Source organism: Streptomyces sp. NRRL B-24085 (assembly GCF_001282115.1).
GTDB lineage: Bacteria > Actinomycetota > Actinomycetes > Streptomycetales > Streptomycetaceae > Streptomyces.
In genome coordinates, this window is record NZ_LJBR01000033.1 from 30255 (window position 1) to 49479 (window position 19225).

Annotated in this window: 13 protein-coding genes; 4 read left to right on the top strand and 9 right to left on the bottom strand. The window is 72.5% G+C overall.

From position 1 onward, the window contains the following. Window positions 1-91 precede the first annotated feature (91 nt). Complete coding sequence (locus AOJ26_RS04635) at window positions 92-1861, top strand: sulfatase (protein ID WP_053846864.1); 1770 nt, start codon at window positions 92-94, stop codon at window positions 1859-1861. Between the two features lie 126 nt (window positions 1862-1987). Then, window positions 1988-3280: a phenylacetate--CoA ligase PaaK gene (gene paaK / locus AOJ26_RS04640; RefSeq protein WP_053846865.1), complete on the top strand. Its 1293-nt coding sequence runs from the start codon at window positions 1988-1990 to the stop codon at window positions 3278-3280. Between the two features lie 7 nt (window positions 3281-3287). Here the strand turns inward: paaK and AOJ26_RS04645 are convergent, their stop codons facing one another. Then, a complete protein-coding gene (locus AOJ26_RS04645) occupies window positions 3288-4781 on the bottom strand; it encodes an acyl-CoA synthetase (protein ID WP_053846866.1) in 1494 nt (497 codons plus the stop codon). 63 nt (window positions 4782-4844) lie between these two features. Between AOJ26_RS04645 and AOJ26_RS04650 the strand changes: the two genes are divergently transcribed. Further along, window positions 4845-7265, top strand: a complete 2421-nt coding sequence (locus tag AOJ26_RS04650) for a penicillin acylase family protein (protein WP_053846867.1) — start codon at window positions 4845-4847, stop codon at window positions 7263-7265. 12 nt (window positions 7266-7277) lie between these two features. On the opposite strand, the gene AOJ26_RS04655 is transcribed toward AOJ26_RS04650, so the two are convergent. From AOJ26_RS04655 to AOJ26_RS04685, 7 genes are all read right to left on the bottom strand, one after another. Next, on the bottom strand, window positions 7278-8831 hold the full coding sequence (locus tag AOJ26_RS04655; RefSeq protein WP_053846868.1) for an acyl-CoA synthetase: 1554 nt from the start codon (window positions 8829-8831) through the stop codon (window positions 7278-7280). After that, window positions 8828-9937: an NAD(P)H-dependent flavin oxidoreductase gene (locus AOJ26_RS04660; protein ID WP_053846869.1), complete on the bottom strand. Its 1110-nt coding sequence runs from the start codon at window positions 9935-9937 to the stop codon at window positions 8828-8830. Before AOJ26_RS04660 ends, AOJ26_RS04655 begins: the two co-directional genes overlap by 4 nt. 126 nt (window positions 9938-10063) lie before the next feature. Beyond that, the gene (locus AOJ26_RS04665) at window positions 10064-11635 is read right to left on the bottom strand and encodes a phytoene desaturase family protein (protein WP_053846870.1); all 1572 of its coding nucleotides are present in this window, start codon (window positions 11633-11635) and stop codon (window positions 10064-10066) included. A gap of 73 nt (window positions 11636-11708) precedes the next feature. Next, window positions 11709-13946, bottom strand: a complete 2238-nt coding sequence (locus AOJ26_RS04670; RefSeq protein WP_053846871.1) for a serine/threonine-protein kinase — start codon at window positions 13944-13946, stop codon at window positions 11709-11711. A 60-nt stretch (window positions 13947-14006) separates the two neighbouring features. Continuing rightward, complete coding sequence (locus AOJ26_RS04675) at window positions 14007-14852, bottom strand: oxygenase MpaB family protein (RefSeq protein ID WP_086724026.1); 846 nt, start codon at window positions 14850-14852, stop codon at window positions 14007-14009. A 9-nt stretch (window positions 14853-14861) separates the two neighbouring features. Further along, entirely contained in the window at window positions 14862-16040 is a 1179-nt protein-coding gene (locus AOJ26_RS04680; protein WP_053846873.1) for an acyl-CoA dehydrogenase family protein, read from the bottom strand. Window positions 16041-16145: 105 nt separating this feature from the next. Beyond that, the gene (locus AOJ26_RS04685; RefSeq protein ID WP_053846874.1) at window positions 16146-16520 is read right to left on the bottom strand and encodes a ferredoxin; all 375 of its coding nucleotides are present in this window, start codon (window positions 16518-16520) and stop codon (window positions 16146-16148) included. A 108-nt stretch (window positions 16521-16628) separates the two neighbouring features. Here AOJ26_RS04685 and AOJ26_RS04690 point away from each other — a divergent pair, with 108 nt between their 5' ends. Next, window positions 16629-17006, top strand: coding sequence for a DUF6479 family protein (locus tag AOJ26_RS04690; RefSeq protein ID WP_234358439.1), 378 nt, complete (start codon window positions 16629-16631; stop codon window positions 17004-17006). 88 nt (window positions 17007-17094) lie between these two features. Here AOJ26_RS04690 and AOJ26_RS04695 read toward each other — a convergent pair whose 3' ends face one another. Next, on the bottom strand, window positions 17095-18834 hold the full coding sequence (locus AOJ26_RS04695) for a glycoside hydrolase family 15 protein (protein ID WP_053846875.1): 1740 nt from the start codon (window positions 18832-18834) through the stop codon (window positions 17095-17097). Window positions 18835-19225 lie beyond the last annotated feature (391 nt).

Here is a 19225-nt window from a genome sequence, read left to right on the forward strand (position 1 = left end):
ACCGGGCGCTGTTCGTCATGCCGTCGCGTCAGAACCCGACGGCGCCGGCACGGCCGCACGTCACAGCACGACCGCACGGAAGGACCACCGGGTGTCGCTCTTCACTCGCTCAAGCCAACCGCAGGACATCACCGAGGGCGAGAGTGATGCGGACGGTGCGGGTGCGACGGGGGACGAGAAGGCACAGGAGGCCGGGGAGCGCGACAACTCCGCGCGCCCCGGCTGGTTCGGCTGGCGCCTCCGCTGGCCCCGTACGGCGCGCGGGGTGTCCGTGGGGACGAGCGTGCTGGCGGGACTGCTGGTACTGCTGGTGCTGCTCTTCCCCAACCGGCTCGACCACATGAACCTGCGGTCGTTCCTGCGTCTGCCCGTCGAGGCGATCGTCATCGCGGCCGTCCTCCTGGTGCTGCCGCCGAGGGCGCGCCGGATCGCGGCCGTCGTCTTCGGGCTGTTCCTCGGCCTGTTCACCGTCCTGAAGTTCCTCGACATGGGCTTCTACCAGACCCTGGCCCGGCCGTTCGACCTGGTCTTCGACTGGATCATGCTGGGCAACGCGACGGACTGGCTCAGGGAGTCGTTCGGCCGCACCGGCGAGGTGCTCGCGGTGACCGGGGTGATCGTCCTGTTCCTCGCCCTGCTCGCGCTGAGCACATGGGCGGTGGTGCGGCTGGCGAACGTGATGTCCCGGCACCGCCCCAGGGCCGTCGGCACCACCCTCGTGCTCGGCACGGTGTGGGTCACCTGCTTCACGGTGGGCGTGCAGTTCGGCGGGGTCTCGTTCGCCACCAAGGGCAACTCCGAGTTCCTCGCCAACCGCGTCCAGCACGTGCGCAACGGGCTGGGCGACGCCAAGGTCTTCGAGAAGCAGTCCGCCGTCGACGCCTTCGCCGCCACCCCGCCCGACCAGCTCCTGACCGGACTGCGCGGCAAGGACGTCCTGTTCACGTTCATCGAGAGCTACGGCCGGGTGGCGATCGACGACCCGGCCATGGCACCGGAGATGGACGCGACCCTCAAGAAGGGCGACGCGACGCTCAAGGCGGCCGGTTTCGCCTCGCGCAGCGGCTGGCTGCGGTCCCCGGTGACGGGCGCCGGGAGCTGGATGGCCCACTCGACGTTCCTGTCCGGGCTGTGGGTCAAGAACCAGCAGCGCTACCTGAACCTCACCTCCAGCGACCGCGCGACGCTGACCAGCTACTTCCAGAAGACGGGTGACTGGCGCACGGTCGGCATCGTGCCCGGTGTGCGGAAGTCCTGGCCCGAGGGCAAGTACTTCGGCCTCGACCACATCTACGACTCCACGCACCTCGGCTACAAGGGCCCCTACTTCAGCTGGACGCCCGTGCCGGACCAGTTCAGCCTGGAGGCCTTCCAGAAGCTGGAGCACGGCAAGAAGAACCGCGACCCGATCATGGCCGAGATCATCCTGGCCTCCAGCCACAACCCGTGGTCGCCGATCGCCCACACGATCGACTGGGACGACCTCGGGGACGGTTCGGTCTTCGAGCAGATCAAGAAGGAGGGCACCGATCCGACGGAGGTCTGGAAGAGCCAGGAGCGGGTGCGCACCGAGTACCGCAAGGCCGTCCAGTACTCCGTGGACAGCCTGACCCAGTGGATGCAGCGCTACGGCGACGAGAGGACGGTCCTGGTGTTCCTCGGCGACCACCAGCCCGTCCCGACCGTCACCAAGGGCTCCACCAGCAGGGACGTGCCGGTCACGATCGTCGCCAAGGACCCGAAGGTCCTGGACCGGGTCGACAGCTGGAACTGGACGGACGGCCTCAAGCCCGCCGACGACGCGCCGGAGTGGGGCATGGACAAGTTCCGCGACCGCTTCATGACGGCGTTCGCCAAGTGAGGTCCGGCGGCGCTCCCGAACTGCGCCGGACCCTTGCCTCGGGCCCGCTCCGCCTGGATTACTGATCCCCAGCACCTCGACCGAATGATCGGTCGCCCGTAATGACGTGGTGGGAAGGACGTTCCGATGGCGGATGCGGAGCTGCTGGACTCGGGGGAACGGCTGGACGCCGGGGCGCTGCGGGCGTTGCAGCTCGAGCGGTTGCGGGCGTCGCTGCGGCACGCGTACGAACACGTGCCGTTCTACCGGGAGTCCTTCGACAAGGCGGGTGTCCGGCCGGACGACTGCCGGTCCCTGGGCGACCTGGCGAGGTTCCCGTTCACCACCAAGGCCGACCTGCGCGAGAACTATCCGTACGGGATGTTCGCCGTGCCCCGGGACCATGTGCGCCGCATCCATGCCTCCAGCGGCACCACCGGGCGCCCCACGGTCGTGGGCTACACCGAGAACGACCTCTCCCTGTGGGCCGACATGGTGGCCCGTTCCCTGCGGGCGGCGGGCGCCCGGCCCGGGGACGTCGTCCATGTGGCATACGGCTACGGACTGTTCACGGGCGGGCTCGGCGCCCACTACGGCGCCGAGCGGCTCGGCTGTACGGTCGTCCCCGCGTCCGGCGGCATGACGGCACGCCAGGTGCAGCTCATCCAGGACCTGGAACCCGGGGTCATCATGGTGACCCCGTCGTACATGCTGACGCTTCTCGACGAGTTCGAGCGGCAGGGTGTCGACCCGCGGAGCACCTCCCTGCGGGTGGGTGTCTTCGGTGCCGAGCCCTGGACCGAGGAGATGCGCCGGGAGATCGAGGAGCGGTTCGCGATCGACGCCGTGGACATCTACGGGCTGTCGGAGGTGATCGGACCGGGCGTCGCGCAGGAGTGCGTGGAGACCAAGGACGGGCTCCATGTGTGGGAGGACCACTTCTACCCCGAGATCGTCGACCCGGTCACCGGGGAGGTCCTGCCCGACGGTGAGCGGGGCGAGCTGGTGTTCACCTCGCTCACCAAGGAGGCGATGCCAGTGATCCGGTACCGGACGCGGGACCTGACCCGGCTGCTGCCGGGCACGGCCCGGGTGTTCCGGCGGATGGAGAAGGTCACCGGCCGCAGCGACGACATGGTGATCCTGCGCGGGGTGAACCTCTTCCCCACGCAGGTCGAGGAGATCGTCCTGCGCACCCCGGGCGTCGCGCCCCACTTCCAGCTCCGACTCACCCGCGAGGGCCGCCTCGACGCCCTGACCGTGCGGGCGGAGGCCCGGCCGGACGCCCCACCCGAGACCAGGGACGCGGCCGCCCGCTCCATCGCGGCGGCCGTGAAGGACGGCATCGGGGTGTCGGTCGGCGTCGAGATCGTCGAACCGGAGTCCCTGGAACGGTCGGTGGGCAAGATCCGCCGGATCGTCGACCTGCGCCCCCGCTAGCGCGGCACTACGAGAACCGGTCCCGCAGCTGCCGCTTGAGGATCTTCCCGCTGGCGTTCCGCGGCAGCTCGTCCACGAACAGCACCCGCTTGGGCGCCTTGAAGTGGGCGAGCTTCTCCCGCGCGTGGTCGAGGAGTTCGGCCTCGGTGACCTCGCCGCGCGGGACGACGACCGCGGTGACCGCCTCGATCCAGCGCTCGTCGGGCAGGCCGATCACGGCGACCTCGGCGACGCCCTCATGGGTGTAGAGCGCGTCCTCGACCTGGCGTGAGGCGACCAGCACGCCCCCGGAGTTGATGACGTCCTTCACCCGGTCGACGATCGTGAAGTAGCCGTGCGCGTCCCGCACCGCGAGGTCACCGGAGTGGAACCAGCCGTCCCGGAAGGCCGCTTCGGTCTCCTCGGGCTTGTCCCAGTAGCCCTCGCACAGCTGCGGCGACCGGTAGACGATCTCGCCGGGCGTGCCGTCCGGTACGTCCTTGCCGTCCTCGTCCACGACCCGCGCGTCCACGAACAGGACGGTACGGCCGCAGGAGTCCATCCGGCCCTTGTGCTCGTCGGGCGCGAGGACGGTGGCCAGCGGGCCGATCTCGCTCTGCCCGAAGCAGTTGTAGAAGGCGAGCTTCGGCAGCCGTTCGCGCAGTCGCTCCAGGACGGGCACGGGCATGATCGAGGCGCCGTAGTACGCCTTGCGCAGTCCGCCGAGGTCACGGGTGGCGAAGTCGGGCCGGTTGGCCAGGCCGATCCACACCGTCGGCGGCGCGAACAGGCTGTCCGCACGGCCCTGTTCGATCAAGTCGAAGAGCCGGTCGCCGTCGGGTGCGTCGAGGATGATGTTCGTCGCGCCGACCGCGAGGTAAGGCAGCAGGAAGACGTGCATCTGCGCGGAGTGGTACAGCGGCAGCGAGTGCACCGGCCGGTCGCCGGCGCTCAGGTCGCAGGCGGTGATCGCGCTCAGGTACTCGTGCACCAGGGCACGGTGGGTCATCATCGCGCCCTTCGGCAGGGCCGTCGTCCCCGAGGTGTACAGGAGTTGGACCAGGTCCTCGCTGCGCGCTTCGGGACCGTCGTACGGGTCGGTCACGGCCAGCCGCGTCAGCAGGGAGTCGTCGGAGTCCCGCAGCGGCAGCGTGCGGACGCCCTCGGGGAGGCGCCCGGCGAGAACGGGGTCGGCGAGGACCAGAGTGCTGCCCGACTGGCCGAGGATGTACGCGAGGTCGTCACCGGTGAGGTTCTGGTTGACCGGCACATGGACCAGTCCCGCGCGGGCGCAGGCGAGGAAGGCGATCAGATACGCGTCCGAGTTGTGGCCGTAGGCGCCGACCCGGTCGCCCCGGTCGAGGCCCTGGTCGAGGAGCAGTCGCGCCGCGCGGGAGACGGCGTCGTCGAGTTCCTCGTACGTCCAGGAGCGCTCGCCGTACTCCACCGCGACGCGCGCCGGGGTGCGCCGGGCGCTGCGCCGCAGCACCCCGTCAACCGTACTGCCGTGTCCAGGCGTCATACGGGACAACCTACCGGTTGGTACGCTCAACCGCTCCTTCCCTCACTGACGTTGGGAGGCACGATGCGCACCCGCCCCAGACGCGCCGTCGTCGCGGCCGTGGCCCTGTTCGCCGCCGTCGGCACACTGCCGTCCGCAGCCGCGCAGGACCGGCAGAAACAGGAACACCCGTCGCACGGCGGCCTGTCCGCCACCATCCGCTACACCGAGTACGGCATCCCGCACATCCTCGCGCGGAACTACGCGGACCTCGGCTTCGGCACCGGGTGGGCGCAGGCCGCCGACCAGGTGTGCACCCTCGCCGACGGGTTCGTGACCGTGCGCGGCGAGCGTTCGCGTTTCTTCGGGGCCGACGCGCCCTCCGACGCCGCGCTGTCCTCGGCCACGAAGAACCTCTCCAGCGACCTGTACTTCCGCGGGGTGCGGGAGGCGGGGACGGTGGAGAGTCTGCTGGCCACGCCCGCGCCGCGGGGTCCGAGCCGTGACGTGAAGGACTTGATGCGGGGCTTCGCGGCGGGCTACAACGCCTGGCTGGAGAAGAACCGGATCACCGACCCGGCGTGCCGGGGCGCCGACTGGGTGCGTCCCGTGTCGGTCCGGGACGTGGCCGCCCGCAACTACGCGCTCGCCGTCCTGGGCGGCCAGGGCCGGGCCGTGGACGGCATCACCGCCGCGCAGCCGCCCGCGCCCACCGCCGCGCAGCCGCCCGCGCCCACCGCCCCGGCGGCCGGCACGCCCGACGCCCGGGACACCGCTCGCGCGGCCCGGGACCTGTTCGCCGCCGACTCCGCCGACATGGGCTCCAACGCCGTCGCGTTCAGCGGGGCCACCACGACGAACGGCCGCGGGCTCCTGCTCGGCAACCCGCACTACCCCTGGCAGGGCGGCCGCCGGTTCTGGCAGTCGCAGCAGACCATCCCCGGTGAACTGAACGTCGCGGGCGGCTCGCTGCTCGGCTCGGCCACGATCTCCATCGGCCACAACTCCCGGGTGGCCTGGAGCCACACGGTGGCCACCGGCGTCACCCTCAACCTGCACCAGCTGACCCTGGACCCGGCCGACCCCACCACGTACCTCGTGGACGGCACACCGCAGCGGATGACCCGGCGCGAGGTGACCGTCGCCGTCCGGGGCGGCGCACCGGTGACCAGGACCCAGTGGTGGACGCGGTACGGCCCGGTCGTCACCTCGCTCGGGGCCGCGCTGCCGCTGCCCTGGACGACCACGACGGCGTACGCGCTCAACGACCCCAACGCCGAGAATTTGCGCGCCTCCGACACCGCCCTCGGCTTCAGCAAGGCCCGCGGCACGAGCGACGTGCTGGGCTCGCTCAGGCGCACGCAGGGGCTGCCGTGGGTCAACACCGTCGCGGCCGACTCGCGGGGGCACACCCTGTTCACCCAGTCCCAGGTGCTGCCCAGGATCACCGACGAACTGGCGCAGCGCTGCTCCACCCCCCTGGGCAAGGTCACCTACCCCGCCTCCGGAGTGGCGGTCCTCGACGGCTCGCGCGGCGACTGCGCCCTGGGCCGTGACCCGGACGCCGTGCAGCCGGGGATCTTCGGGCCCGCGAGGATGCCGGTCCTGAAGGACGCGCCGTACGCGGAGAACTCCAACGACAGCGCCTGGCTGGCCAACGCCGATCGGCCGCTGACGGGTTACGAGCGGGTCTTCGGCACCGTGGGCACCCAGCGCTCGATGCGCACGCGGGGCGCCGTCCAGGACGTGGCCGCGATGGCCGCGCGCGGGAAGCTGACCGTACGGGATCTCCAGGCGCAGCAGTTCGCGAACCGGGTGCCCGCGGGCGACCTGGTGGCGGCCGACGCGGCGAAGGCGTGCGCGGCCCTGCCCGGCGGCACGGCGACGGGCAGCGACGGCAGGGCCGTTGACGTGAGCGATGCCTGCGGGGTGCTGGCGGCCTGGGACCGCACCGCGGACACCGGCAGCCGAGGCGCGCTGCTCTTCGACCGGCTGTGGCGGCGGCTGCCGACGGCCCAGTTGTGGAAGGTGCCGTTCTCCGCGGCCGATCCGGTGGGCACCCCGAACACGCTCGACGCCGGCGCGCCCGCCTTCGCGGCGGCTCTCGCGGACACCGTGACCGAGCTGCGGGCGGCGGGCGTCGCGCTGGACTCCCGGCTCGGCGAGCACCAGTTCGTCGTGCGGAACGGACAGCGCATCGCCGTGCCGGGCGGCACCGAGTCGCTCGGGGTGTGGAACAAGGTCGAGCCGGTGTGGAACCCGGCGGGCGGCGGATACACGGAGGTGACGACCGGGTCCAGCTACGTCCAGGCGGTGGGCTGGGACGGCGGCCGCTGTCCGGTGGCCCGGACCCTGCTGACGTACTCCCAGTCCTCGAACCCGAACTCACCACACTTCAGCGACCAGACCCGGCTGTTCTCGGCGGAGAGGTGGGTGACGTCCCGGTTCTGCGAGAAGGACATCCTGTCCTCACCCGAGCTGCGGATCGTGCGGGTGCGCTCCTGAAGCCGGGGGGACTCAGACCGGGCGCGAGCGCCCCTGCCAGTACGGGTCCCGCAGGCGTCGCTTGTACAGCTTGCCGTTGGGATCGCGGGGCATCTCGGTGATGAAGTCGACGCTCTTCGGGCGCTTGTAGCCCGCGAGCCGTTCGGCGCAGTGGGCGAGGACGTCGGCGGCCAGGTCCGGTCCCGGGGTGTGGCCCGGGGCCGGTTCCACCACGGCCTTGACCTCCTCGCCCCAGTCGTCGTGCGGGATGCCGAAGGCGGCGGCGTCGGCGACCGCGGGATGCTGGAGCAGCACGGACTCGATCTCGGCGGGGTAGATGTTGACCCCGCCCGAGATGATCATGTCGATCTTGCGGTCGCGGAGGAAGAGGTAGCCGTCCTCGTCGAGGTAGCCGAGGTCGCCGACGGTGAAGAAGTCGCCGATGCGGTTCTTCCGCGTCTTGGCCTCGTCCTTGTGGTACGTGAAGCCGCCGGTGTTCATCTTCAGGTACACGGTGCCGAGTTCACCGGGCGGCAGCCGGTTGCCGCCGTCGTCGAAGACCGCCAGCTCGCTGATCGGCCAGGCCTTGCCGACCGTGCCGGGTTTCTTCAGCCAGTCCTCGGCGGTGGCGAAGGCTCCGCCGCCCTCGCTGGCGGCGTAGTACTCCTCCACGCAGGGCCCCCACCAGTCGAGCATCGCCCGCTTCACATGGTCGGGACAGGGGGCGGCGCCGTGGATGGCGTGCCGCATGGACGAGACGTCGTAGCGCGCCTTCACCTCCTCGGGCAGGGCCAGCAGCCGGTGGAACTGGGTCGGGACCATATGGGTGTGGGTGCAGCGGTGTTCGTCGATCAGCCGCAGCATCTCCTCCGGTGTCCACTTGTCCATCAGGACCAGCGGGTGCCCGATGTGCAGGGACGCGGCGGCGAACTGGAGGACGGCCGTGTGGTACAGCGGTGAGCAGACGAGGTGGACGTTGTCGTCGAAGGGCCGGATGCCGAAGATGCCGAGGAAACCGCCCAGGTACGCCTCCTCCGGCAGCTTGCCGGGCAGGGGCCGGCGGATGCCGCGTGGACGGCCCGTCGTACCGGAGGTGTAGTTCATGACCCAGCCGAGCTCACGGTCCGCTGGCGGCGACTCCGGTTGCCCTTCGAGGAGTTCGGCGTACGGCCGGAAGCCCTCGACCTCGCCGACGGCGTACCGGTGGCTCGCCGGGAGGCCGGCCTCGTCGGCGGCCCGGCGTGCGGTCTCCCCGAACCTCTCGTGGGCCACGAGCACTTTCGCGCCGGAGTCGGCGACGATCCAGGCGATCTCGGGGGCGACGAAGTGGTGGTTGACCGGGACCAGGTAGAACCCGGCCTGGCTCGCGGCGAGATGGACGGCGAAGAACTCCGGGCTGTTGGGCAGGACGACGGCGAAGGCGTCCCCGCGTTCCAGGCCGGCGGCGCGCAGGCCGTGCACGAGCTGGTTGGCGGCGGCGTGGAGACGGCCCGCGGTCCACACCGATCCGTCGGGGGCGACGAGGGCCGTGCGGGCGGGGTCCTGCGCGGCCTGGGTCCAGAAGCCCGCGGGAGGTGTGCTGGTCACTGGCCGCTCCTTCCGGCGATGCGGTTGATGCGATCGACGGCTTCCTCGAAGCCGCGGGTGAGGTCGTCGAAGACGGCCTGGACGCTGCGTTCGCTGGTCATCCGGCCGACGATCTGGCCGACGGGTGTGCCCAGGAGGGGCTCCACCTCGTACTTCTGGATGCGCGAGACCGCGTCGGCGACCAGCAGGCCCTGGAGGGGCATGGGCAGGGTGCCGGGCCCGTCGGCGGAGTCCCAGGCGTCGGTCCATTCGGTACGGAGCTGGCGCGCGGGTTTCCCGGTCAGCGCGCGGGAGCGGACGGTGTCGCCGGAGCCGGCCGCGAGCAGCTTCGCGATCAGCTTGGGCGAGGGCAGTTCGGCCTCTGTGGTGGTCAGCCATATGGAGCCCATCCACACACCCTGGGCGCCGAGTGCCAGTGCGGCCGCCACCTGCCGGCCGCTGCCGATGCCGCCGGCCGCCAGCACGGGCAGCGGGTCCACGGCGTCGACGACCTCGGGCGTGAGGACCATGGAGGCGATGTCCCCGGTGTGGCCGCCGGCCTCGTAGCCCTGCGCGACCACGATGTCGATGCCGGCCTGCTGGTGCTTGACCGCGTGCCGGGCGCTGCCCGCGAGGGCGGCGACCAGGACGTCGTGTTCGTGCGCGCGGGCGACCACGTCGGCGGGCGGGGAGCCGAGGGCGTTGGCGAGCAGCCGGATCGGGTAGTCGAAGGCGACGTCGAGCTGGTTGCGGGCGACCTGCTCCATCCAGCCCGTGATGCGCCACCCGGACGCCTCGCCCTCGGCGAGCTCGGGCACCCCGTACTTGGCGAGGGTGTCCCTGACGAACTGCCGGTGCCCCTCGGGGATCATCGCCTCGACGTCCGCCTCGGTCACCCCTTCGACCTTCCTGGCGGGCATGACGACGTCCAGGCCGTACGGCTTGCCGTCGACGTGGGCCTCGATCCAGTCGAGGTCGCGTTTGAGTTCGTCGGGGGCCGTGTAGCGGACCGCGCCGAGCACTCCGAAGCCGCCGGCCCGGCTGATGGCCGCGGCGACGGCGGGGAACGGCGTGAAGCCGAAGACGGCGTGCTCGACTCCCAGTGTCTTGCTCAGCTCCGTCTGCATGGCCGCAGGATGCCGCAGACCCCCGGACGACGGAAGAGGTTTTCTGATGCTCCGTCAGATTCAGGTCCGGGCGGACACGCCGGGCCGACGGCGGCGGCCGGGCCTGAGAGCGCGCGGGCGGGGCGGTCAGCCGCCGAGCTCCTCCAGTACGGCCATCGCCGCGTTGTGCCCCGGCACCCCGCTCACCCCGCCGCCGCGCACCGCGCCCGCCCCGCACAGGAGCACGTTGGCGTGCCGGGTCTCCACGCCCCAGCGGCCGGTGCCCTCCTCGGCGTACGGCCAGGACAGTTCGCGGTGGAAGATGTTGCCGCCGGGCAGCCGCAGGTCCCGCTCCAGGTCGAGCGGGGTCTTCGCCTCGATGCAGGGCCGGCCGTCCGCGTCCGTGGCCAGGCAGTCGGCCAGCGGCTCGGCGAGGTGGGCGTCGAGCTGGGCCAGGGTCGACTTGAGGAGTTCCTCGCGCACGGCGTCGTTGTCCCGGTCGAAGAGCCGGGCCGGGGTGTGCAGGCCGAACAGGGTGAGGGTCTGGTAGCCCTGCTCGACGAGGTCCGGGCCGAGGATCGTCGGGTCGGTGAGGGAGTGGCAGTAGATCTCCGAGGGCGGCGCGGCGGGGAGCCGGCCGGCGGCGGCCTGGGCGTGGGCCATGGCCAGCTCCTGGTAGCCCTCGGCGATGTGGAAGGTGCCGGAGAACGCCTCGCGCGGGTCGACCTCCCCGTCCCGGAGCCGCGGCAGGCGCTTGAGCAGCATGTTCACCTTGAGCTGGGCGCCCTCGGCGGGGGCGGGCGGCCGGTCGCCGGTGAGTTCGGCGAGGGCCTGCGGGGAGGCGTTGACCAGGACGTGCCGAGCCTCGACGGTGCCCTCCGTCCCGTCGGTCCGGTACGTGATCTGCGCCGAGCTGCCGTCCGTGGAGATCCCGACGACCTCGTGTCCGGTGGCGAGAACCGCGCCGGCCTGCCGTGCCGCGCCGGCCAGGGCGTCGGTGAGGGCGCCCATGCCGCCGACGGGTACGTCCCAGGCGCCGGTCCCGCCGCCGATCACGTGGTAGAGGAAGCAGCGGTTCTGCTTGAGCGAGGGGTCGTGGGCGTCGGCGAAGGTACCGATGAGCGCGTCGGTCAGGACCACGCCCCGGACCAGGTCGTCGGCGAAGCGGTCCTCCACGGCGACCCCGATCGGCTCCTCGAACAGGACCCGCCAGGCCTCCTCGTCGTCCACCCGCCGGCGCAGTTCGTCGCGGGTGGGCAGGGGTTCGGTCAGGGTAGGGAAGACCGTCCGTGCGACGCGGCCCGTCATGTCGTAGAACCGCTGCCAGGCCCGGTACTCGTCCTCGCTGCCGGTGAGCCGGGCGAAGGCCTCCCGGGTGCGGCGCTCGCCGCCGCCGACGAGCAGTCCGGTCGCCCTGCCGTCGCGTTCGACGGGGGTGTACGACGAGACGTTGCGGGTCCGGACTCTGAAGTCCAGGCCGAGATCGCGGACGATCTTCCTGGGCAGCAGGCTGACCAGGTACGAGTAGCGCGACAGCCGGGCGTCCACCCCGGCGAACGGCCGCGTGGACACCGCGGCTCCCCCGGTGTTCCCGAGCCGCTCCAGAACCAGCACGGACCGTCCGGCCCGGGCCAGGTAGGCGGCGGCGACGAGTCCGTTGTGGCCCCCGCCGACGATGACGGCGTCGTAGCGGCGGTGGTGTCCCTCGTGTGCAGGCATGGTTCTTCGTAACACGTGATGATCTAGGTCGGCCAGAGGTACGCGGCAGTCGACCCACGGCCCCGCACGAAGGTCACTGCGCTCCGGAGGCCCGCTGCTGCCGCAGTGCCGCGACCCTGCGGTAGAGCGCGACCGCCTCCGCGCCCCGGCCGAGCTGCTCCAGGCAGTGGGCCTCGTCGTTGCGACTGGCCAGGGTGTCCGGGTGGTCGGCGCCGAGGACGCGTTCGCGGGCGGCGGCGACGGTGCGGTACTCGGTGAGGGCGTCCGTCCAGCGGCCGAGCCAGCCGAGCCCCACGGCCACCTCGCGGCGGCTGACCAGGGTGTCCGGGTGGTCGGGGCCGAGGACGCGCGCGCGGATCGCGCACACGTCCCGGGACTCGGCGAGGGCTTCCTCCCAGCGGCCCAGACGGCCGAGGTTGACACCGAGGCCGTGGCGGGCGCGCAGGGTCTCGGGGTGGGCGGGCCCGTGGACGCGCGTGCGGTCCTCGATCAGATCGTGGTAGAGGCGGAGCGCTTCCGCGCTGCGGCCCAGGCGGCCGAGGCTGATGCCGACCTCGTAGCGGGCGGCGAGGGTGTCGGGGTGATCGGGGCCAAGAGCCCGGGCGCGGGCCTCGGCGACCTCGTGGTAGGTCTGAAGGGCCTCCGCCCAGCGGCCCAACTGGCCGAGCGCGTAGGCGACTTCGTAGCGGGTGACGAGGGTGTCGGGGTGGTGGGGGCCCAGCACCCGGGCGCGGGCGGCGGCCACCTCGCAGGCCATGCGGTAGGAGTCCTCCAGGCGGCCGAGCCGGGAGAGGTTGAAGGCGAGGTTGTGGCGGCAGCGCAGGGTGTCCGGGTGGTCCGGTCCCATCTCGCGCTCGCGGGCGGCGAGGACCGAGTTGTAGACCTGGTGGGCGTCGAAGTGGCGGCCCAGCTGGCCCAGCACGTACGCCATCTCCTGGCGGGCGGCGAGGGTGTCGGGGTGGTCGGCGCCCAGGGTGCGGGTCCGGGTCGCGGCCACGTGCTTGTACTCGCGCAGGGCGTCGGCGGCGCGGCCGGTGCGGCTGAGGGTGAACGCGACCTCGTAGTGGCTGGCGAGGGTGTCGGGGTGGTCGGGGCCGAGCAGGTGCGCGCGTTCGGCGGCGACCGCGCGGTGCACCTCGCCGGCCTCGGCCCAGCGGCCCAGGCGTCCGAGGCTGAGCCCCGCGTTGTGCCGGCCGGCGAGGGCCAGGAGGGCCTGCGCGGAGGGCACGGGCGGCCCGTCGGGCACGGGTTCCTCGACGCGGCCGGTGGCGAGGCGGGCGACCCACTCGCCGGTGAGGGCGGCCCCGGCGTCCGGGGGCGTGGTGACAAGGCCGGCGCCGGTGGCCTTGTGGCCGGTGGTCATGCCGCGGGTCCAGGACGGCAGCCGGGTCTCGCGGTCGCGCTCCGGCTGCGGCCGGAAGTCGGGCCGCGGGGTCACCACGGTGGGCACGTACGCCGGTGTGGTGCGGCCCAGGGTGATCCGGCGGCCCAGCTCCCGGGCGTCGGGCGGGCGTTGTCCGGGCTCCTTGGCCAGCAGGTCGAGGATGACCCTGTCGAGGTACTCGGGGAGTTCGGCGCGGTGGCTGCGCGGAGGCCGGGGCGGGGTGTCGCGGTGGCCGACGAGGATCGCCCAGGCGTCCTCCAGGTCGAACGGCGGTGCCCCGGTGGCGATCTCGTACAGCACGCATCCCAGGGAGTACAGGTCGCTGCGCTGGTCGACCTCGGAACCCCCTATCTGCTCCGGCGACATGTAGTGCGGGGTGCCCATGGCGATGCCGGTGCCGGTCAGCCGGGAGGTGAAGTCGACGTCGTGGCCGAGCCGGGCTATGCCGAAGTCGCAGATCTTCACGGTGCCGTCGGTGAGCCGGACGATGTTCGCGGGCTTCAGGTCGCGGTGCACGATGCCCTGCTGGTGGGTGTAGGCGAGGGCGGCGGCCACCTGGTCGGCGATGTCGACGACGTCGGACACGGGCAGGGGGTGCTGTTTGTTGTCCTCCAGGAGCTGGCTGAGGTTGCGCCCCTCCAGCAGCTCCATCACCAGGTACAGCACACCGTCGGACTCGCCGAAGTCGTGCACGACGGTCACCCCGCGATGGCTGAGCGCGGCGGCCACCCGGGCCTCCCGCCGGAACCGCTCCCGCAGGACCCGGGTGAAGGTCTGGTCGTGCTGCCCGCCCAGCGGTTTGAGGCACTTCACGGCGACATGGCGCCCCAGCGACTCGTCACGGGCCCGCCACACCTCGCCCATGCCCCCGCGCCCGATCAGGTCGAGCAGTCGGTACCGCCCCTGGATGAGCCTGCTGTCCCCCATCTTCCGCGACCGCCCCCGTCGAACTCGCCCCGCATCCCCTGGCCTGTCCAGTATGGCGACCTATCGTCCGAGTTTGTACGGGGCGGGACGGGTGCCCGGGCCGAGCCGTGCCATGGCGCGCAGGATGTGTTTGGGCGGGAGTTGCCAGCGCAGACGTGCGGGGACGCAGCGCAGGACGGTGCCGGTGGCGCGCAACCGGCGGGTGACGGCGCCGGGTTCGGGGGCTTTCCTGCCGTACAGCTCGTGGGCGTACGGCGGCAGGGCGGCGTACGCCAACTGCGCCACGCGCCGCCACAGCACGTCACGCGCCGGGACGAGGAGGGGGTGCGTCGGCGGGCGGAGCAGGAAGTCGTCCACCGCGCGGGCCTCGGGCGTAGCGGCGAGTTCGGGAAGCACCTTCTCGAAGTAGGCGCTCATCTCCGCCTGGTTCGCGGGTACGGCCTCGGGGTCCAGGCCCACCAGGCGGGCGCTGACCCGGTGTTCGGCAATGTAGCGGTCGGCCTGCTCGTCGGTGAGGCGGAAGCCGGAGCGGCGGGCGACGTGGAGGTAGGAGTCGATCTCGGCGCAGTGCACCCACAGCAGGAGTGCGGGTTCGTCGACGCCGTAGCGTTCGCCGGTGTCGGGGTCGGTCGCGCCGAGCATGGTGTGGATCTTCCGGACCCGGGCGCCGGCCTTCTCGGCGGCCTCGGTGGTGCCGTAGGTCGTGGTGCCGACGAAGTCGGCGGTGCGCATCAGCCGGCCCCAGGCGTCCCTGCGGAAGTCGGAGTTCTGCATCACGCCTCGCACCGCGCGCGGGTGCAGTGCCTGGAGGTAGAGCGCGCGGATGCCGGCGACCCACATCATCGGGTCGCCGTGCATCTGCCAGGTCACCGACGATGGACCGAACAACCCCGGATCACCCGTCATGCCGGAAGGCTAACGCCGTACCCGCGGCATACCCAGGCCGATCCACGAGATGATCTCCCGCTGGATCTCGTTGTTGCCGCCGCCGAAGGTGAAGATGACGGCGGAGCGGTAGCCGCGTTCCAGTTCGCCGTGCAGGACGTCGCCGGCCGAGCCCTCCTTCAGCGCGCCGGCCGCGGCGACGATCTCCATGAGCCAGGCGTAGGCGTCCCGGCGGGCCTCGGAGCCGTAGACCTTGACCGCGGAGGCGTCCTGCGGGGTGAGGGTGCCGTCCTGGACGGCGTTCACCATCCGCCAGTTGAGGAGCTTGAGGGCTTCGAGCCTGGTGTGGGTCTGAGCCAGGCGGCGCCGCACCCACGGCAGGTCGATCACGCGGCGGCCGTCGGCGAGCTTGGTCTCCGTGGCCCAGCGCTGGACGTCGTGCAGGGCGCGGATGGCCATGGTGCCGTGGGCGGCGAGGGTGACGCGCTCGTGGTTGAGCTGGTTGGTGATCAGCCGCCAGCCCTGGTTCTCCTCGCCGACCCGGTGCGAGACGGGGACGCGGACGTTCTCGTAGTAGCTGGCCGTGGTGTCGTGCGAGGCGAGGGTGTTGATGACGGTGCAGGAGTAGCCGGGGTCGGTGGTCGGCATCAGGAGCATGGTGATGCCCTTGTGGGGCGGGGCGTCGGGGTCGGTGCGCACGGCGAGCCAGACCCAGTCGGCGGTGTCGCCGTTGGTGGTCCAGATCTTGTGCCCGTTGACGACGTACTCGTCCCCGTCCCGTACCGCGCGGGTCTTCAGGGCGGCCAGGTCGGTGCCCGCGCCGGGCTCGCTGTAGCCGATCGCGAAGTCGATCTCACCGGAGAGGATCCGCGGCAGGAACCAGGACTTCTGCTCCTCGGTGCCGTACCGCATGATCGTCGGCCCGACGGTGTTGAGGGCCATGAGCGGCAGCGGTACGCCGGCCTGGGCGGCCTCGTCGAAGAAGATGAACTGTTCCATCGCGGTCAGGCCGCGGCCGCCGTACTCCTTCGGCCAGCCCACGCCGAGCCAGCCGTCGGTGCCGAGGCGGCGGATGGTGTCGCGGTAGAAGCGCTTCTGGGCGTCCCGGTCGGTGAACCGGGCGTGCGCGTTGTCGGGGACCAGGCCGGCGAAGTAGGCGCGCAGTTCGGCGCGCAACCGCTGCTGTTCGGGCGTGTGGTCGAGATGCACGGCGCCTCCAGGCTCCCAGGCCGGTCCTGACGGCGCACACGGTAGAACGTGTTCCAGTAATTGGGAACGGCCAGGAGGAGGTCCGTGCCGCGCGGGCGGGCTCCGTCAGACCAGGGTGGCCATGAAGTCCGTGCACGCCTGGGCGCACTCCCGGCACGCCTTGGCGGCGTCCTGGGCACCGGCGTGCTGGTCCAGGACCTGCGCGCACTCCAGGCAGACCGACCGGCACCATTCCAGTTGGACGCGGATGCCGGCCTCGTCGAGGTGGTTCTCCTCGGACAGCACCCGGCAGGTCGCGTCGCACACCTCGGCGCACATGATGCCCTTGCGCCGCAGCAGTTCCTGTTCCTCGGTCCCGTCCGGATCGACCAGGCTCGCGCGCAGCGCGCAGGCACGCGCGCACTCGGTGCACGCCTGGGCACACGCGAACCGGTCCTCCAGGAACCGGATGAGCTCCTGTTGCGAAGTCGAAGTGGTCACGAGGGGCGGGTAGCCGGGGGCCCGGCCGCCAAACCCGGACTTCCCGGGGGTTTCCGGGACTGCGGGGGCAGGTCGGTTCGCTCGCAGGTCCCGGGGTACCCGCGTGACATGAACGAAGCCCTGAACAGCGAATGGATGGACCTGGCCGCGGGCCGGGGCGGCCTCGCCGCCGGAGTGATCGCGGCCGGTGTGGTGGTCGTGGCGGTGCTGATCGGCGCCTTCTTCCTGGGCTCCCGCGTCCGGCGCCGGGAGTCGCGTCCGCCCACGCCCGAGGAACAGCCGAGGCTGCCCGAGGGCGGGCCGGTCCGCGAGGTGAGGGAGCACCGGGAGCCCGACGAGGTGCCCCGCGGCGACACCCGGCTGACCCCGCACGAACTGCCCAACCACGGCAACAGCCCGACCCGGACCGGCCCGGGCCGTGAACGCCCCCGCTGGGACGAGGGCAGCAGCGGTTCGTTCGGCAGCGGCGGCCCGGGAGGCGGCTGAGGCCCGCGGCCGTGTCGCGGACCCTCACGCGAAGGCCTTACGGCAACCTTCGCCCACAGCTCTGGAACCGCTGGAGGCGGGCGCCCGGTCACTCACCGAGCCGGGCGGCCGCCTCCAGCAGCAGTGCGTGGACGAACGCCTGCGGGAGGTTGCCGCGGAGCTGACGCTGGGCGATGTCGAACTCCTCCGCGTACAGCCCCGAGGCCCCGCAGGCGCCCCGGTTGCGTTCGAACCAGCGGTACGCCTCGACGGTCCGCCCCTGCTGGTGCTCGGCGAGAGCCATGACGAACCCGCACAGCACGAAGGCGCCCTCCGCCTCCTCCAGGGGGCGGTCGTCGTGGCGGAACCGGTACAGGAAATGGTCGTCGGCCAGTTCCCGGCGGCACGCGGCGAGGGTGGCCCGGGTGCGCGGATCGTCGGCGGACAGGGCCCCGCGGACGCCGGGCAGCAGCAGGGCGGCGTCCACGGACGGGTCGTCGGGGGTGCGCTGCCAGTGGCCGTCGGGGTGGAGACAGGTCCGCTCGGCGGCGCGGAGGAGGGTGTCGGCCAGGGCGGTGCAGGTGCCGGCGAGCGGGTGACGGGGCGCCGCCGCCGCTACGGCCCGCAGGCCCCCGACGCAGATGAGCCTGCTGTGGGTCCACTCCCGGTCGCTCAGCTCCCAGATCCCGGCGTCGGGCTCGCGCCACCGGTCGGCGACGGCCCGCACGGCGATCTCCACGGCCTTCCAGTGGCCCTCCTCCAGGCGCCCGTGCCGTTCGGCGGCCGCGAGCAGCAGCAGGGCCTCGCCGAAGCAGTCGAGCTGGAACTGCCGGCGGACCTGGTTGCCGACACGGTCGAAGCCGCCGGGATAGCCGGGCAGGTCGAGGTCGCGCTGGGTCGGCACGGGGTCGCCGTGCACGGTGTAGGCCGGCACCAGGCGGGACCCGTCGGCGTGCAGGCGCGCGGTGACGAAGCCGACGGCGTTGTCGAGGAGGTCGTGGGCGCCGACCGCGGCGGCTGCCTGGCCGGCGTAGCTCTGGTCGCGGATCCACACGTACCGGTAGTCGTAGTTCCGGCCCTCTTCGGCGCGCTCGGGCAGGCTGGTGGTGGCCGCCGCGACCATGCCGCCGCCCTGGGTGGTGAGGCCCCGCAGGACGGCGTAGGCCCGGCGTGCGTCCCGGGGGGCGACGGTCTGGTCCAGCGCGGGGACGGTCCCGTGCCAGGCGGCCTCGGTGGCGGCCCAGGCCCGCTCCGGCTCGGGTGGCTCGGCCGGCAGCGGGGACACGGCGCATTCCAGAACCAGGTCGTGCCGCTCGCCCGGCTTCAGCTCGATCTCCGCGGTGAGCCCCCGCTCCCCCGGCACGGCATGCGGTGCCCCCTGCCAGCGCAGTCGGTACCGGCCGGTGCGCAGCTCCCACACCCCGTCGTCGCCGCGGCGCACCGAGCCCGGTTCGATCGGTGCCGCACCGTACCCGGCATGCGGGTCGAGGACGACGGAGACCCGGGCGGGGCCGTCCACCGCGCGCACCTGCCGCAGCAGGACGAGCCGGTCCGGGTCCCCGGGGAAGGCCAGCGCCTCGCGGCACTCGACGATCCCGCCGTCGGTGACCCAGCGGCTGCGCCAGATGAGCGTGCCTTCTTCGTAGTAGCCGCCGAACACGTACCGTCCGGCGGGAGTGACGGCGTACGCGCCCCGGCCGCCGACGAGACCCGCGAAGATCGCCTCGTCGTGCCAGGTGGGCGCGCACAGCCACCCGATGGCACCGTCGGGCCCGATGAGCGCTCCGCGCTCACCGTCGGCCAGCAGCGCGTAGTCGTGCAGTGCATGCGGCGGGAAGGGGGTGCTCATGGGCGGCGGGTACCCAGGGGTGGCATGGTCAACTGCCGGTCCGGCAGCGCCCTCGCGGAGAACCGCCGGGCCGCCACCTGGTGAGCACCCGTCCCGCGGGCGCCGACGTGCGCCTGGTCCGGTCTCCGCGGCCTCTGCCACCGTCGGCCGGCCCGAGTCTGCGGGCCTTCGGGCCGGCGCCACACGACTCGCCGCGGCATCCCGGCCCCGCCGGGCGTCCTACCACGGGCAGGGCTGGGCTGTGGATCACGGTGAGGGGAGACGGACGGTTGCGCGCCTTGGGTCGCGCCCAGCAGCCGGACCGGCATGGCACGGCACGAGTCGCTCGGCGTCCGCGCCGCGTCCTGCCCGGACCACGGCCCGTGTCCCTCCCCCGGCCACGGCCCCGGCC